Source organism: Pseudomonas oryzihabitans (assembly GCF_001518815.1).
GTDB lineage: Bacteria > Pseudomonadota > Gammaproteobacteria > Pseudomonadales > Pseudomonadaceae > Chryseomonas > Chryseomonas oryzihabitans_E.
The window spans coordinates 4,189,764-4,204,290 of record NZ_CP013987.1; the positions used below are offsets into that span (position 1 = coordinate 4,189,764).

13 protein-coding genes are annotated in these 14,527 nt (G+C 65.2%); 9 read left to right on the plus strand and 4 right to left on the minus strand.

What is annotated here, in order from left to right:
• Positions 1 to 4 precede the first annotated feature (4 nt).
• Complete coding sequence (gene rpiA, locus APT59_RS19100) at positions 5 to 679, plus strand: ribose-5-phosphate isomerase RpiA (RefSeq protein WP_059316309.1); 675 nt, start codon at positions 5 to 7, stop codon at positions 677 to 679.
• Positions 680 to 933: 254 nt separating this feature from the next.
• Here rpiA and serA read toward each other — a convergent pair whose 3' ends face one another.
• Entirely contained in the window at positions 934 to 2,163 is a 1,230-nt protein-coding gene (gene serA, locus APT59_RS19105) for a phosphoglycerate dehydrogenase (RefSeq protein WP_059316310.1), read from the minus strand.
• Positions 2,164 to 2,386: 223 nt separating this feature from the next.
• Here serA and APT59_RS19110 point away from each other — a divergent pair, with 223 nt between their 5' ends.
• The 3 genes from APT59_RS19110 to APT59_RS19120 all read left to right on the plus strand — a co-directional run bounded on the left by APT59_RS19110 (position 2,387) and on the right by APT59_RS19120 (position 5,199).
• Positions 2,387 to 3,052 carry a fumarylacetoacetate hydrolase family protein gene (locus APT59_RS19110; RefSeq protein ID WP_059316311.1) on the plus strand — a complete coding sequence of 222 codons (666 nt, stop codon included), beginning with the start codon at positions 2,387 to 2,389 and terminating at the stop codon, positions 3,050 to 3,052.
• A gap of 247 nt (positions 3,053 to 3,299) precedes the next feature.
• Positions 3,300 to 4,205, plus strand: coding sequence for an SdiA-regulated domain-containing protein (locus APT59_RS19115; protein WP_059316312.1), 906 nt, complete (start codon positions 3,300 to 3,302; stop codon positions 4,203 to 4,205).
• Positions 4,206 to 4,275: 70 nt separating this feature from the next.
• Positions 4,276 to 5,199, plus strand: coding sequence for an SdiA-regulated domain-containing protein (locus tag APT59_RS19120; RefSeq protein ID WP_059316313.1), 924 nt, complete (start codon positions 4,276 to 4,278; stop codon positions 5,197 to 5,199).
• Positions 5,200 to 5,757: 558 nt separating this feature from the next.
• On the opposite strand, the gene APT59_RS19125 is transcribed toward APT59_RS19120, so the two are convergent.
• Positions 5,758 to 6,282 carry a gamma carbonic anhydrase family protein gene (locus tag APT59_RS19125; protein WP_017639990.1) on the minus strand — a complete coding sequence of 175 codons (525 nt, stop codon included), beginning with the start codon at positions 6,280 to 6,282 and terminating at the stop codon, positions 5,758 to 5,760.
• Between the two features lie 329 nt (positions 6,283 to 6,611).
• On the opposite strand from APT59_RS19125, the gene APT59_RS19130 reads away from it, so the two are divergent.
• The 5 genes from APT59_RS19130 (at position 6,612) to APT59_RS19150 (ending at position 13,027) form a co-directional block, all read left to right on the plus strand.
• Positions 6,612 to 8,063 (plus strand): anion permease, encoded by a 1,452-nt coding sequence (locus APT59_RS19130; RefSeq protein ID WP_059316314.1) that lies wholly within the window; start codon positions 6,612 to 6,614, stop codon positions 8,061 to 8,063.
• A 1,076-nt stretch (positions 8,064 to 9,139) separates the two neighbouring features.
• Positions 9,140 to 10,675: an acetyl-CoA hydrolase/transferase family protein gene (locus APT59_RS19135; RefSeq protein WP_059316315.1), complete on the plus strand. Its 1,536-nt coding sequence runs from the start codon at positions 9,140 to 9,142 to the stop codon at positions 10,673 to 10,675.
• Between the two features lie 240 nt (positions 10,676 to 10,915).
• On the plus strand, positions 10,916 to 11,827 hold the full coding sequence (gene pbpG / locus APT59_RS19140) for a D-alanyl-D-alanine endopeptidase (protein ID WP_059316316.1): 912 nt from the start codon (positions 10,916 to 10,918) through the stop codon (positions 11,825 to 11,827).
• Positions 11,828 to 11,991: 164 nt separating this feature from the next.
• Positions 11,992 to 12,708, plus strand: coding sequence for a carbonic anhydrase (locus APT59_RS19145; protein ID WP_059316317.1), 717 nt, complete (start codon positions 11,992 to 11,994; stop codon positions 12,706 to 12,708).
• Positions 12,709 to 12,766: 58 nt separating this feature from the next.
• Positions 12,767 to 13,027: a hypothetical protein gene (locus APT59_RS19150; RefSeq protein WP_059316318.1), complete on the plus strand. Its 261-nt coding sequence runs from the start codon at positions 12,767 to 12,769 to the stop codon at positions 13,025 to 13,027.
• Here APT59_RS19150 and APT59_RS19155 read toward each other — a convergent pair.
• Together APT59_RS19155 and APT59_RS19160 are read right to left on the minus strand one after the other, a co-directional pair.
• A complete protein-coding gene (locus APT59_RS19155; protein WP_059316319.1) occupies positions 13,024 to 13,458 on the minus strand; it encodes an NUDIX hydrolase in 435 nt (144 codons plus the stop codon). The genes APT59_RS19150 and APT59_RS19155 overlap by 4 nt on opposite strands.
• Positions 13,458 to 14,468: an AI-2E family transporter gene (locus APT59_RS19160; RefSeq protein ID WP_059316320.1), complete on the minus strand. Its 1,011-nt coding sequence runs from the start codon at positions 14,466 to 14,468 to the stop codon at positions 13,458 to 13,460. Before APT59_RS19160 ends, APT59_RS19155 begins: the two co-directional genes overlap by 1 nt.
• Between the last annotated feature and the right edge of the window lie 59 nt (positions 14,469 to 14,527).

Consider the following 14,527-nt stretch of genomic DNA (forward strand, 5'->3'; position numbering starts at 1 on the left):
CCCCATGAATCAGGACCAGCTCAAGCAGGCCGTCGCCCAGGCCGCGGTCGACCTCATCCTTCCCCTGCTCTCCCGCGACAGCGTGGTCGGCGTGGGCACCGGCTCGACCGCCAACTTCTTCATCGACCTGCTGGCCAAGCACAAGCTGGAATTCGATGGCGCCGTGGCCAGCTCCCAGGCCACCGCCGACCGGCTGAAGAGCCACGGCATCACCGTCTATGACCTCAACGGTGTCAGCGACCTGGAGTTCTATGTGGACGGTGCCGACGAAGCCGACGGCCACCTCAACCTGATCAAGGGCGGCGGCGCGGCCCTGACCCGCGAGAAGATCGTTGCCGCGGTGGCACGCAAATTCATCTGCATCGCCGACGCCAGCAAGCGCGTCGACGTCCTCGGCGAATTCCCGCTGCCGGTGGAGGTGATCCCCATGGCCCGCAGCCACGTGGCCCGCGAGCTGGTGAAACTGGGCGGCGATCCGGAATACCGCGACGGCGTGGTGACTGACAATGGCAACGTCATCCTCGACGTGCACAACATGCACATCGTCGATCCGGTGGGCCTGGAAGCGAAGATCAACAACATCGTCGGCGTGGTCGCCAACGGCCTCTTCGCCGCCCGCCCGGCGGACGTGCTGCTGCTGGGCACCGCCCAGGGCGTGGAGCGCCTGGAGCGCAGCTAAGCCACCCGTAGCGTGGAAAACCGCGCCAGCGTTTTCCACAGGTGAGCTCAAGCACGGCCAGTGGATAAGGCTGCGCCGTTATCCACGCTACGCCGTTTATCGCGGCCATGGCGGTCCGCCGACGCGGCCGCTCCTACAAAAGTATCATCCCTGTAGGAGCGGCCCATGGCCGCGATGAAACCTCCGCCAGCACGAAAGCAAAAAAAACCCGGTCAGGCGAACCCGACCGGGGCTTTTCCATGACAGCTAAAGGCTTAGAACAGCACGCGGCAGCGGATGGTGCCCTTGACGTTCTGCAGCTTCTCTTGCGCCAGGTCGGAGTACTCGGCATCGACGTCGATCACCACGTAGCCGACCTTCTCGTCGGTCTGCAGGTACTGACCGGAGATGTTGATGCCGCTCTCGGAGAAGACACGGTTGATCTCCGACAGCACGCCCGGGACGTTCTGGTGGATGTGCAGCAGGCGGTGCTTGCCCGGGTGCGACGGCAGGGCCACTTCGGGGAAGTTGACCGAGGACACCGAGGTGCCGTTGTCGCTGTACTTGACCAGTTTCTCGGCCACTTCCAGGCCGATGTTGGCCTGGGCCTCGGCGGTGGAGCCACCGATGTGCGGGGTCAGGATGACGTTGTCCAGGCCACGCAGCGGCGAGACGAATTCGTCGTTGTTGGAGCGCGGCTCCACCGGGAAGACGTCGATGGCGGCGCCGATCAGGTGCTCGTCCTTGATGGCCGCGGCCAGGGCGTCGAGGTCGACCACGGTGCCGCGGGCGGCGTTGATCAGGATGCCGCCCTTCTTGATGGCGCGGATCTCGCGCTCGCCCATCATCAGCTGGGTGGCGGGGGTTTCCGGCACGTGCAGGGTGACGATGTCGCTCATGCCGAGCAGCTCGGTCAGGGAGCCGACCTGCTGGGCGTTGCCCAGGGGCAGCTTGGTGATGACGTCATAGAAGAACACCTGCATGCCCAGGCCCTCGGCCAGCACCGACAACTGGGTGCCGATGGAGCCGTAGCCGATGATGCCGAGCTTCTTGCCGCGGATCTCGAAGGAGTTGGCCGCGCTCTTGATCCAGCCGCCACGGTGGCAGGAGGCGTTCTTGGCCGGGATGCCGCGCAGCAGCAGGATGGCCTCGGCCAGCACCAGCTCGGCGACCGAACGGGTGTTGGAATAGGGGGCATTGAACACGACGATGCCGCGCTCGCGTGCGGCCTGCAGGTCGACCTGGTTGGTGCCGATGCAGAAGCAGCCGACGGCGACCAGCTTCTTGGCGCAGTCGAACACCTCTTCGGTGAGCTGGGTGCGCGAGCGAATGCCGATGAAGTGGGCGTCGGCGATCTTTTCCTTGAGCTGGGCATCCGGCAGGGAGCTGGTGACGTACTCGATGTTGCTGTAACCCGCGGACTTCAGGATATCCACGGCGGACTGGTGGACGCCTTCCAGGAGAAGGAAGCGGATCTTGCTCTTGTCGAGGGAAGTCTTGCTCATCTGCGTTGAATCCAGAGTTTCCAGGGAGAAGGATGCCGGCGCGGCGCAGGCCGTTCAGCCAGCGGCAAAGGGGGCGCTATCTTAGCATGAGCCGCCGCATGCAGGTCCGGTTGCGACCTGAAGCTTTCTCAGGGCGACCATGAGCACTTCGCGACCGGCAACGCGCCGCGGCGCCCGCTTTTGGTTAAGATCGCCAGCAGACGCCACTCACCAGGAGCACAAGATGGCCTATCAGCACCAGTACCTCGATGGCACCAAGATCCACTTCCCCCTGGGCAAGGTCGTCTGCATCGGCCGCAACTATGCCGAACATGCCAAGGAGCTGAACAACCCGGTTCCCACCGAGCCCCTGCTGTTCATCAAGCCGGCCAGTTGCGTGGTGCCGGTGGCGGACGGCTTCGCCATTCCCACCGACCAGGGTTCGGTGCACTACGAGGCCGAGATCGCCGTGCTGATCGGCAAGCCGCTGTCGAAGAAGCCTTCGGCAGAGGAAGTCCGCGACGCCATCTCCGGCTTCGCCCCCTCCCTGGACCTGACCCTGAGAGATGTGCAGAGCCGCCTCAAGGACAAGGGCTATCCCTGGGAAATCGCCAAGAGCTTCGACGGTGCCTGCGTGCTCGCGCCCTTCGTGCCCGGCGATGCCTTCGAGGACCTGGCCGACATCCCGGTGCGCCTGACCATCAACGGCGAGGTCCGCCAGGACGGCAACAGCCGCGACATGCTCAATCCCATCCTGCCGCTGATCCAGACCATCGCCGGGCATTTCTCCCTGCAACCGGGCGACGTCATCCTCACTGGTACGCCCGTGGGTGTCGGACCTCTCAATGTGGGCGATGAGCTGGTGCTGGAGCTGCCGGACGTTAGCCGCTTCGAAACGCGCGTGCTATAACCCCGCCACCCACCGTCGCCTGGCGAGTGCCGGGCGATGGTGTGCCGGCACGGCCACGACGCTCCAGGCTTTGCCGGAAAAGTGCCTGCGCTCGGCCATGCGGCGTTAAAAACCCTTTCGGAGTGCTCATTTACGCCTCGTAAACTCGAGCGCGAGTCCGATCCGCTTCCTCAAGGGTTCTTGCCTTGCCTGACCTTCGCTCGGCGACTTTGCAGACAAGCCATAACAAGAAGCCGTACGAGCCCGCATGTCCAGACTCCCTCGCCTCATCCTGTTCCGTTTCCTCCCCGCTTTCGTTCTGCTGGTGCTGATCGTCCTTACCTTCGTCTGGCACTGGAACGACCGGGCCCTGCTCTGGTGGCAGGAATACCGCACGCCGCCGGAAGTCCGGGCCCAGGCGGTCTGGCTGCCGGACTACCAGGCGGTGATCCAAGGCAAGGCACTGCCGGGCCTGGCCGAGGCCGAGACCTCCGACCTCACCTACGATCCCCGCACCCGCACCCTCTTCGCCGTCACCGGCAATACGCCCTACCTGGTGCAACTGAGCCTGACCGGCGACATCCTCAGGCGCATCCCGATCCGCAACGTCTCCAACCTGGAAGGGGTGACCGCCCTGCAGGACGGGCGCCTGGCCATCGTCGACGAGCGCCAGCGGCGCCTGTCGCTGTTCCAGCTGACGGACGACACCCAGGAGCTGGATGCCAATACCTTCGAACACCATGACCTGGGCTTTCCCGACGCCGGCAACAAGGGCTTCGAAGGCATCGCCTGGGATCCGCGTCACCAGCGGTTGATCCTCAGTAAGGAGCGCGACCCGGCCGCCCTCTTCACCCTGGCCAGCGACGGCCGCGGCGTTACCGGTACCCTCCAGCCCTTTCCCCTCAAGCAGTTGGTGATCGACTACTCCGCGGTGGCGGTCGATCCGCGCACCGGTCACCTGCTGGCCCTGTCCGATCAGTCCCACACGCTGGTGGAAATGACCGCGGAAGGTGCACCGGTCAGCTTCATCAGCTTGAGACGCGGCCTGCACGGCCTGGACGCCACCATGGAGCAGCCGGAGGGCGTGGCCCTCGACGAGGCCGGCAATCTCTACCTGATTGGTGAACCCAATCTCTTCCACGTGTTTCACAAGGTGTCCAAAGCGGCGCAATGAGCGCCTATTCAGCTTGAATTCAGGGTGGCGCCCTTAGGCTGCGCGGCATCACCGCCTCAGGACCCTGTCGATGTTTCCGCTGTTCTCCCCTCGCACCCTGGCCGCCCTGCTGGGTGCCGCGCTGCTGCTGTGCCTGACCCTGGTGGCCCAGCAGCACCGGCTGTTCGAGCGGCTCTGGTTCAACGTCCAGAGCCAGCTCCAGGCCGAAAGCCGTCAGGCCCGCTCGCTGTGGCTGCCGAGCTATCGTGTCACCGTGGAAGCGCGGCCCATTGGCGAGGGCATCACCGACGTCTCGGCACTGAGCTTCGATCCGGATCGCCATACCCTGGTCAGCGTGACCAACAAGCCGGCGCGCTTTCTCGAACTGGACCTGGACGGCCGGCTGCTGCGCCAGGTGGATCTCAAGGGCTTCAGCGATCCGGAAGCCATCGAGTACATCAAGCCGGGTGTGTACATGATCAGCGAGGAGCGCCGCCAGCGCCTGGTGCGGGTACATATCGGCACCGACACCCGCGAGGTGGACATCGACGATCGCCAGGTCAGTCACCCCTTCAGCCTGAGCGACGTGGAAAGCGACAACCGCGGCAACGAGGGCCTGGCCTACGACGCCGCCCGCGAGCGCTTTTTCGTCGCCAAGGAAAGCAATCCGGTACGCATCTACGAGATCGACGGCCTGGGCAGCGAGGCCTTCGAGGGCCTGCAGGCCTTGTCACTGCGCAGCGACCCCAAGCGTGACCGCCGGCTGTTCGTGCGCGATCTCTCCAGCCTGCAATTCGATCCTGGCACCGGCCACCTGCTGGCGCTCTCCGACCAGTCGCGGCTGGTACTGGAGCTGGACGACGACGGCAAGCCGATAAGCTCGCTGTCCCTGCTGCGCGGCCAGCACGGCCTGAGCCGCAGCGTGCCCCAGGCCGAGGGCGTGGCCATGGACGATCAGGGCAGGCTGTACGTGGTCAGCGAGCCGAATCTGTTCTATCGCTTCGAGAAGCCATGAGGTAGAGGTTCATCGCGGCCATGCCGGTGCGCCGTAGCGACCGCTCCTACAGATCAGGAAACACCTGTAGAAGCGGCCCATGGCCGCGATCAATGCATAGCCTTCCCTCCCCAACCCTCTAGGTGGTCTCGCGCCTGTGGCTAGCGTGGCGACAAGGGATCGCGAATTTGCCTTTGGCGCTGGAAACGAACGCCCGCCCGGACAGCCCCCTCTCCCGGAGAGAGAGGGGGTGGCCCCGCGCTAGCGGATGGCGTGGCGACGATGAATCGCGAATCTGCCTTTGGCACTGGAAACGAAACGCCTGCTCGGAAAGCCCCCTCTCCCCTCGGGAGAGGGTTGGGGTGAGGGCACACCTAGCACGAACTGCCCTGTGGAAAAGGCTGCGCCGTTTTCTACGCTACGGCTTCGGCCATGGCGCCCTACCTGCCGGTAGGTTGGGTTGAGCGCAGCGAAGCCCAACAGGCTTTTGGCGACTCCCCCCTCACCCCGGCCCTCTCCCAGAGGGAGAGGGGGTGGTCCCGCGCGCCCTCATATCACCGCTGCCAACGACCGAATCCCCTATTCCCCCTGCTCGAATAACTCCTCTAGATAGCGTCGCGCATTGGCCACATAGACCTGGGCGTTGGCCGCCAGCTGCGCCTGCTGGGCATCGCTCAGGGTGCGGACCACCTTGGCCGGCGAGCCAAGCACCAGGGAGCCGTCGGGGATCACCGCGTTCTCGGTTACCAGGGCATTAGCGCCCACCAGGCAGTTGCGCCCGATGCGCGCGCCGTTGAGCACCACGGCGTGGATGCCGATCAGGCTGCCGTCGCCGATCTCGCAGCCATGCAGCATGGCCTGGTGGCCGACGGTGACGCCACGCCCCAGGGTCAGCGGCGAGCCAGGATCGGTGTGCAACACGGCGCCGTCCTGCACATTGCTGTCCGGACCGATGTGGATCAGCTCGTTGTCGCCGCGCAGCACCGCGCCGAACCAGACGCTGGCGCCTTCATCCAGGCGTACCTTGCCGATCACTGCGGCAGTGGGCGCGACCCAACTGTGCGGATGGGCGTCGACGCGGTGTTCTCCCAGGCGGTACTTCATGGTGCTCATCCTCGTGTTGTTGTCATTGGCGGAAGGGCCGATTGTTCGCCGATGCGAGCTGCGGGTGCAATCGGTGCGCGATCAGCCCATCGGTTGTTGCAAGTCATTCTCGATAACGAAAGAATGCCTTCAGGGAACCTAAGACCGCAGGACTGCGACGAATGACCACGGCCAGAGCGCTGGGAAAGGGCGCTGCCCTTTGCAAAGCTTGCTGCCGCTGACGTCCCTGGCCCCTACCGGGCCAGCGTTGCCGCTGCACGCGGCGCCCTGTCGTCAGCCATCCCGGCCCAGGCCGGTTTCCCGAGACCACCGGAATCTGCGAGCGCCCGATGCGTACCACCTGGAAATTCCTGTTGCCCCTCGCCGTCACCGGACTGCTGGCGCTGCTGCCTGCCCCCGCCGGCCTGCCCAGCCATGCCTGGCTGTACTTCGCCCTCTTCGCCGGGGTGGTGGTGGGGCTGATCCTCGAACCCCTGCCCGGGGCGGTGATCGGTCTGATCGGCGTGGCCCTGGCGGCCTTGCTGGCGCCCTGGGTGCTGTTCAGCCCGGCGCAACTGGCGACACCGGGCTTCCGCGCGCCCCAGGAGGCGCTGAAATGGGGCCTGGCGGGCTTTTCCAACAACACCGTCTGGCTGATCTTCAGCGCCTTCATGTTCGCCCTGGGCTACGAAAAGACCGGTCTCGGCCGACGGATCGCCCTCCTGCTGGTCAAGGCCATGGGCCGCCGGACCCTGACCCTGGGCTACGCGGTGATGCTGGCGGACCTGGCCCTGGCGCCCTTCACGCCGTCCAACACCGCGCGCAGTGGTGGCACCGTCTACCCGGTGATTCGCAACCTGCCGCTGCTCTACGATTCCAAGCCCAACGACCCCAGCGCCCGGCGCATCGGCTCCTATCTGATGTGGGTGGCGATCTCCTCCACCTGCGTCACCAGCACCCTCTTCCTCACCGCCCTGGCGCCCAACCTGCTGGCCGCCGCCCTGATCGAGAAGACCGCCCAGGTGCACATCAGCTGGGGCCAGTGGTTCATCGCCGCCGCGCCCATGGGCATCCTGCTGCTGGCCGTGCTGCCGCTGCTGGCCTACTGGCTGTATCCGCCGGAGATCAAACGCAACGACCAGGTACCGCTCTGGGCAGCCAGGGAACTGGCCGAACTCGGCCCGCTGACACGCAACGAGAAGCTGCTGCTGGCCCTGGTGATCGGCGCCCTGGCGCTATGGATCTTCGGTGCCGCCTGGGCCGATCCGGCACTGGTGGGCATCCTGGTCATCGTGCTGATGCTGCTGCTGAAAGTCATCAACTGGAACGATGCCCTGGGCAACAAGGCCGCCTGGAACACCTTCGCCTGGTTCGCCACCCTGGTGGCCCTGGCCGACGGCCTGACCCGGGTCGGCTTCGTCGCCTGGTTCGGCCAATGGGTCGCCGGCCACCTAGGCGGCTTCCACGCCGGCACTGCCATGGTGGCGCTGGTGGCGGTCTTCTATCTCGCCCACTACCTGTTCGCCAGCTCCACTGCCCACACCACCGCCCTGCTCCCCGTGATGCTGGCCGCCGGCATGGGCATCCCCGGCATCGACCTGCCGGTATTCGCCCTGCTGCTGGGCACCTCGCTGGGGCTGATGGGGATCATCACGCCCTATGGCACTGGACCGAGCCCGGTGTACTACGGCAGCGGCTACCTGCCCAGCGCGGACTACTGGCGACTGGGGACCATTTTCGGCGCGCTGTTCCTGCTGGTGCTGCTGGGGATCGGGGTGCCGTGGATCATGATGGTGGTGTGAGGGGTAGTTGGGCGTTCGATGCCCAATGCCTGGGTCGTGGCGATCCGGGCGGATCGGCGTAGGTTGGTTTGGGTTGGGTTTGGTTGGGCTGGTTGGGTTGGGTTGGGTTGGGTTGGGTTGAGCGATAGCGAAGCCCAACGGATTAGGGTTATGGGTGCCCTAGCTGTTTATCGAGTGCTCTGATGGCTTTTGTTTCGCCCACCCGGGCGAGTTACTTTTTTCAATCGCGAAAAAAGTAACCAAAAACGCTTGCCCCACGTTTCGGCCCTCCGCTGCGCTCCGGGTCCCCTCGTTCCGGCGCCGCTCCGGGGGTTCGGCACGAAGGGGCCTCCTGCCCCTCGCGCCTTGCTCAGCGTCCTGCCTCGCATACCCCCTCCGCGACACCTGCACTCGGCCTCACTGACGGGGCGGGGCGCAAGCCTGGGAATTCGGAGTTCAGAGGTCGTAGCGTGGAAAACCGCGCAGCGTCTTCCACTGGCGCGTAATGCCGATCCCTGTGGACAAGGCTTCGCCGTTGTTCAGGTTACGGGTTATTCAACCAACACTTTCAGGCTGGCGAATCGCCCCGTTCAGGAGGGCGAACGCCAGTGTCGTGGAGTGGGGCGAGCCGCATGGATGCGGCGAGAGGCCCAGTGGGCCATGGACGGCCCATCTGGACCGACCCCGGAACGGCGCTGGCGTGAGCGGACCTGGAGCGAAGTGGAAGGCCGGATGGTCGGGGCAAGCGTTTTTGCTTACTTTTTTCGCGACTGAAAAAAGTGAGTCGCCCGGGTGGGCGAAACAAGAGCCACAAGCAGACCACGATAAACAGCCAGGGCACCATTAAGCCAAGGCACTTCGACCGACCTTCGCGATGTTGGGCTTCGCTACGCTCAGCACCAACCTACGAATGCCGATGTTTGGGATGACCAGGCACCGTTGGGCTTCGCTGCGCTCAACCCAACCTACCGAACCCAATCTACACCCCTCCCCAAAATTTCCCCGCCCACCCGACCTTTTGCTTAGGGACCTAAGCATCCCTTCGGCGTAGAATCCACATTCTTAGTGTGCTTTCGATAATGCCCGCAGAGGTCGTCATGTCCCACCGTATTCGCCATCCCGGTTTCGCCGCCAAGCGCCAGAGCGCCGAGCAGGCCGCTCAGTTCATCCGTCACGGCATGACCGTGGGCATGAGCGGTTTCACCGGGGCCGGTTATCCCAAGGCCGTGCCCGGCGCCCTGGCCCAGCGCATCACTGCCAGCCATGGCGCCGGCGAGCCGTTTCGTATCAAGGTGCTGACCGGTGCCTCCACCGCTCCGGAACTGGATGGCGCCCTGGCGCGAGTCGATGGTATCGAGCTGCGGGTGCCCTTCCAGTCGGATCCCGAGCTGCGTAGCCGCATCAACGCCGGCGGCCTGGACTACATGGACATCCACCTGGGCCAACTGGCGGAAAAGGTGCGCTACGGTTTCTTCGGCAAGATCGACGTGGCGGTGGTGGAGATCGCGGCGATCCGCGAAGATGGCCTGTTGGTACCGTCCTCTTCGGTCGGCAACAACAAGACCTGGCTGGACATGGCCGATGCGGTGATCCTCGAGGTCAATCGCTGGCAGCCCGATGCCCTGGACGGCATGCACGACATCTACACCGACGGCGCCCTGCCGCCCCACCGCACGCCCATTCCGCTCGCCCATCCCAGTGACCGCATCGGCTCGCCTTACCTGGAGGTACCGCTGGACAAGGTGGTGGCCGTGGTGGAGACCGATGCCCCCGATCGCAACAGCCCCTTCAAGGCACCCGACGCCGCCTCCCAGGCCATCGCCGCGCACCTGCTGGACTTCCTCAGATTCGAGGTACGCCAGGGGCGCATCCCGGCCAATCTGCTGCCCATCCAGTCGGGCGTCGGTAACATCGCCAACGCCTTCATGCAGGGCCTGGCCGAGAGCGAATTCCAGGGGCTGACCGCCTTCACCGAGGTGATCCAGGACGGCATGCTGGAGCTGCTCATCAGCGGCAAGATGGAGCTGGCCTCGGCGACGTCCTTCTCCCTGAGCCCGGCGGGCATCGAGCGTTTCCTCGAACACGCCGAGTCCTTGCGCCAGCGCATCATCCTGCGCCAGCAGGGGGTGAGCAATCATCCGGAACTGGTGCGCCGCCTGGGCTGCATCGCCCTGAACGGCATGCTCGAAGCCGACCTCTATGGCAACGTCAATTCCACCCACCAGATGGGTACCGGGATGATGAACGGCATCGGCGGCTCCGGGGATTTCGCCCGCAATGCCTACCTGTCGGTCTTCATGGCGCCAAGCACGGCCAAGAACGGCCTGATCTCGACCCTGGTGCCCATGGTCAGCCACGTCGACCACACCGAACACGATGTCTCGGTGATCGTCACCGACCAGGGCCTGGCCGATCTGCGCATGCTCAGTCCCAAGCAGCGTGCCCGAGCCATCCTCGAGCACTGCGTGCATCCGAGTTTCCGCCCGGCGCTGGAGGATTACTTCGAGCGCGCCCTGGCCGGCAGCCATGGCAAGCACACTCCGCACCTCCTTCCCGAGGCCCTGGCCTGGCACGAACGCTACCTGGTCACCGGCAGCATGCTCGGTCCCGCCGCCCAGGAAGCCCACGACTGAAGGCAAGGCGCCCGAGGCCACTCGGGCGCCCTTTCGGCCTCCTATCCCTGCCGTCCGTCGCCCATATGCAACTAATTGTGACTTTTTGCCAGCGCGCTGTGTAAAAAGCTGCCTTGTCGGATTCCCAGCCGACATCCCGGGTGATAAAAGACGTGAAATCTCTGAGCAATGTCCTTGATCTGCAAGGTGCATTGCCGTTCGCGGTTGTTCTAACCCCGCCCCCCTTTGAGAGCTGCCACCGTGAAGATCTGTCATCAACTTGCCGGCTTGCTGCTGGCTGGCTTGGTCGGGCTGAGTCCGGCCGTCCTGGCCCAGACCCCACCCAAGGTCAAGGCCGCGGCTGCCGCCACCGCCCAGCGCCTGGCCTCGAACCACGCTCTGGTCGTCGACCTCAAGACCAACCAGGTACTCTTTTCCCAGAATCCCGATCAGGTCGCCCCCATCGCGTCGGTGACCAAGCTGATGACCGCCATGGTGGTGCTCGATGCCAAGCTGCCGCTGGAGCAGACCATCGACATCGACATCAGCGAGAACCCGGCCATGCGCGGCATCTTCTCGCGGGTGCGCCTGGGCAGCCAGCTGACCCGTCGCGACATGCTGCAACTGGCGCTGATGTCCTCGGAAAACCGTGCCGCCACCAGCCTCGCCCACCACTATCCGGGTGGTCAGCGCGCCTTCGTCGCCGCCATGAATGCCAAGGCCCGTGCCCTGGGCATGAAGAATACCCGCTACGCCGAGCCCACCGGCCTGTCGCCGCTCAACGTCTCCACCGCCCGCGACCTGGTCACCCTGCTCAAGGCCACCGAGCGCTACCCCCTGCTCGGTCAGCTCAGCACCACCCCGGAAAAGATCCAGGCCTTCCACAATCCCAACTATGTGCTGGGCTTTCGCAACACCAACCACCTGGTCTACAACGCCGACTGGAGCGTGCAGCTGACCAAGACCGGCTACACCGACAAGGCGGGTCACTGCCTGGTGATGCGCACCGTGATGGCCGGTCGTCCGGTGGCCTTCGTGGTGATGGACGCCTTTGGCAAGTTCACCCACATGGCCGACGCCACCCGCGTCCGTCGCTGGCTGGAAAGTGGCGAGCTGACGCCCCTGCCGGGCGCGCCCAAGGGCGCACGCAGCACGGTACTGGCGCGCAAGTAACGCCCGCCCAGGAAAGGCCCGAAGCCGCGTCCCCGACGCGGCTTTTTCATGCCTGGCGTCCAGGCGGCTGGCGTGATCGGCAGTGGCCAGCAATAGTTAGCTGAAGCGCTGGAGATTGCCGTACCGGCACGCCCTGCCCGTCCGCACTCGAAGAGGTGTTTCCGATGAAGCCTGCCCTGTCGCGTCGCCAGCTCCTGCACTGCGCCTGTTGCCTGCCGCTCGCCGCGGCCCTGGCGCCCCTGACCCTGCCCGCCCTAGCTGCTCCCACCAAGGCCCACACCACCCTCACGGCCGAGCAGGCCCTGCAACGGCTGATCGACGGCAACCAGGGCTTCATGGAGGACAAGCCCCTGCATGGGGAAACCAATCGCGACCGCCGCCTGGAGATCGCCAAGGGCCAGACGCCCTTCTGCGTGCTGGTGTCCTGCTCGGATTCGCGGGTCTCGCCGGAGCTGCTGTTCGGGCGCGGGCTGGGCGAGTTGTTTATCGTGCGCAACGCCGGCAATACCCTGGACACCACCGCCTTCGGCTCGGTGGAATACGCCATCAGCCAGCTGGGCGTGCCACTGATCGTGGTCATGGGCCACGAGAAATGCGGCGCGGTGGAGGCCGCGGTGGCGGTGGTGGAGCAGAACGTCCTCTATCCCGGCGCCATCGGCGCCATGATCGAACCCATCCTGCCGGCGGTACTCAGCGCCCGCGCCGGCAATCCGCCGGATCTGCTGGAAGCCGCGGTGCGCAGCAACGTGCAGCGCACGGTCAGACGGCTGCGCGCAGCCTCCGAACCAACCCTGCTGGCGCCGCAGAAGGAGGGTCGGGTCAAGGTGGTGGGCGCCTACTACACCCTGGAAAACGGCCACGTCGACTTCTTCGACGTCTGATACGGGCACCCCGGACGCCGCCTGGGGTCTAGGGCTCTATCATCGTCCGGAATATGCCATGAACAAAGACGCGATCGCTCACGAATACTATGAAGTCGTCACCGGCCGCTGCTGGCTGGATGACGTCCGCGAATGGCGCCGACTGCAAGCCGAGGCCCAGGCCGCCGCCGATCGCTACCTGGCCTGTCCGGAAGACCTGGGCACGCCCGAGCGTGAGCGGCTGGAACAGAACTGGCGCGCCATCAATGAAGAAGCCGGCGCCTTCTGGCAACGCATGTGGTCGAATCTGGATCGTCAGGAAAGCCGGAAAACGCCCTAGGCTGACCTGGTGATAAGGTCCAGCAGGCCTTCAGGTACCAGAGGACAAGCCTGGTCAAAGGAGTGGAGTGACCGCCAGGTCGCCACGAAGGCTTCACCATCACTTTCCTGACCCGGCAGCTCCGCTTCTGCGTAGAGCTGCCGATCAGCAAATTCCGCTACATAGACCAGCACCACCTCATGGCCCGGCCGCCCCGCGTAACTGAACAGCGATTCCAGGGTGCCTAGCAGCTTTACCTCGGCCAGTTCGACGCCCAATTCTTCGCGAATCTCGCGGCGCACGGCTGCGTGGCTGGTTTCACCGAACTCCACGCCACCGCCCAGGGGCCGGCAGAAACTCCGGCCATCGTGCGGGTCCTGCGTCTCGCGCACCAAGATGCGGTTGCCCTGACGCAGGAGACAAAGCGCCAGGACACGAATCTGGTTACGCATCACACCAACCCTTCCGCCTTCAATTCGCTCTTGAGATAGGCGTAGTACACCGGCGCCGCCACCAGGCCCGGCAGGCCGAAGGCCGCTTCGAACACCAGCATGGCCACCAGCAACTCCCAGGAGCGGGCGCTGATCTGGCCGCCGACGATGCGGGCGTTGAGGAAGTATTCCAGCTTGTGGATGGCGATGAGGTAACCCAGTGCCGCCACCGCGACCCAGATCGACAGCGACAGGCCGGCGATGAAGATCAGGGTGTTGGACATCAGGTTGCCGATCACCGGCAGCAGCCCCAGGATGAAGGTGAGGATCACCAAGGTCTTGGCCAGCGGCAGATGGACGTCGAACAGCGGCAGCACCCCGAGCAGGAAGATGCCAGTCAGGGTGGTGTTGAGCAGCGAGATCTTGATCTGCGCGAAGACGATGTTGCGAAAGGCCTGGGCAACCAGGCCAACGCGTACCAGCAGGGCGCCGCTGAGCGGCCGCAGGCGCTCGGGATCGGGGGTGGGCTGCAGGGCGACGATGGCGCCCAGGATCATGCCGATGAGCACGATGACGAAGGTCCGCGCCGCATCACGCCCGAACAGCTGCAACTGCGCCACGTGGGCGCGCAGCCACTCCACCAGCTCCCGCTTCATGCTGTCGGCGTTGGCCGGCAGGTAGGCATCCAGCGAGGGCGGCAACTGGGCGCGCGCGCGCTCGGTGAGCACCATGAACTTGTCCAGCAACCGTCCGGGGTTCTGCACCTCCTGGATGATGAAGCTGGTGAACCAGACGAAGAACAGTGTCAGCAGGCTCACCACCAGGGTCCCGAGCAGGGCCACGGCGAGCCAGCGCGCGCCGCCGCCAGGCATTTGCCGCTGCAGGCGCCCGGCCAGGGTGTTGACCAGTTCGTACACCAGGAGCCCGGCGAGCAGGCTGGGCAGGAGCTTGAGCGGGAGAACCAGGTAAAGCGCGGTGAAGACGATGATCCAACTGGCCAAGATGGCCTGGCGTTGCGTGAAGGCGTACATAGATTACCGGCGGCAGAATCCCTGTCCGCAGTCTGCCAGCCTGCCGCCTCGCCGCCCAG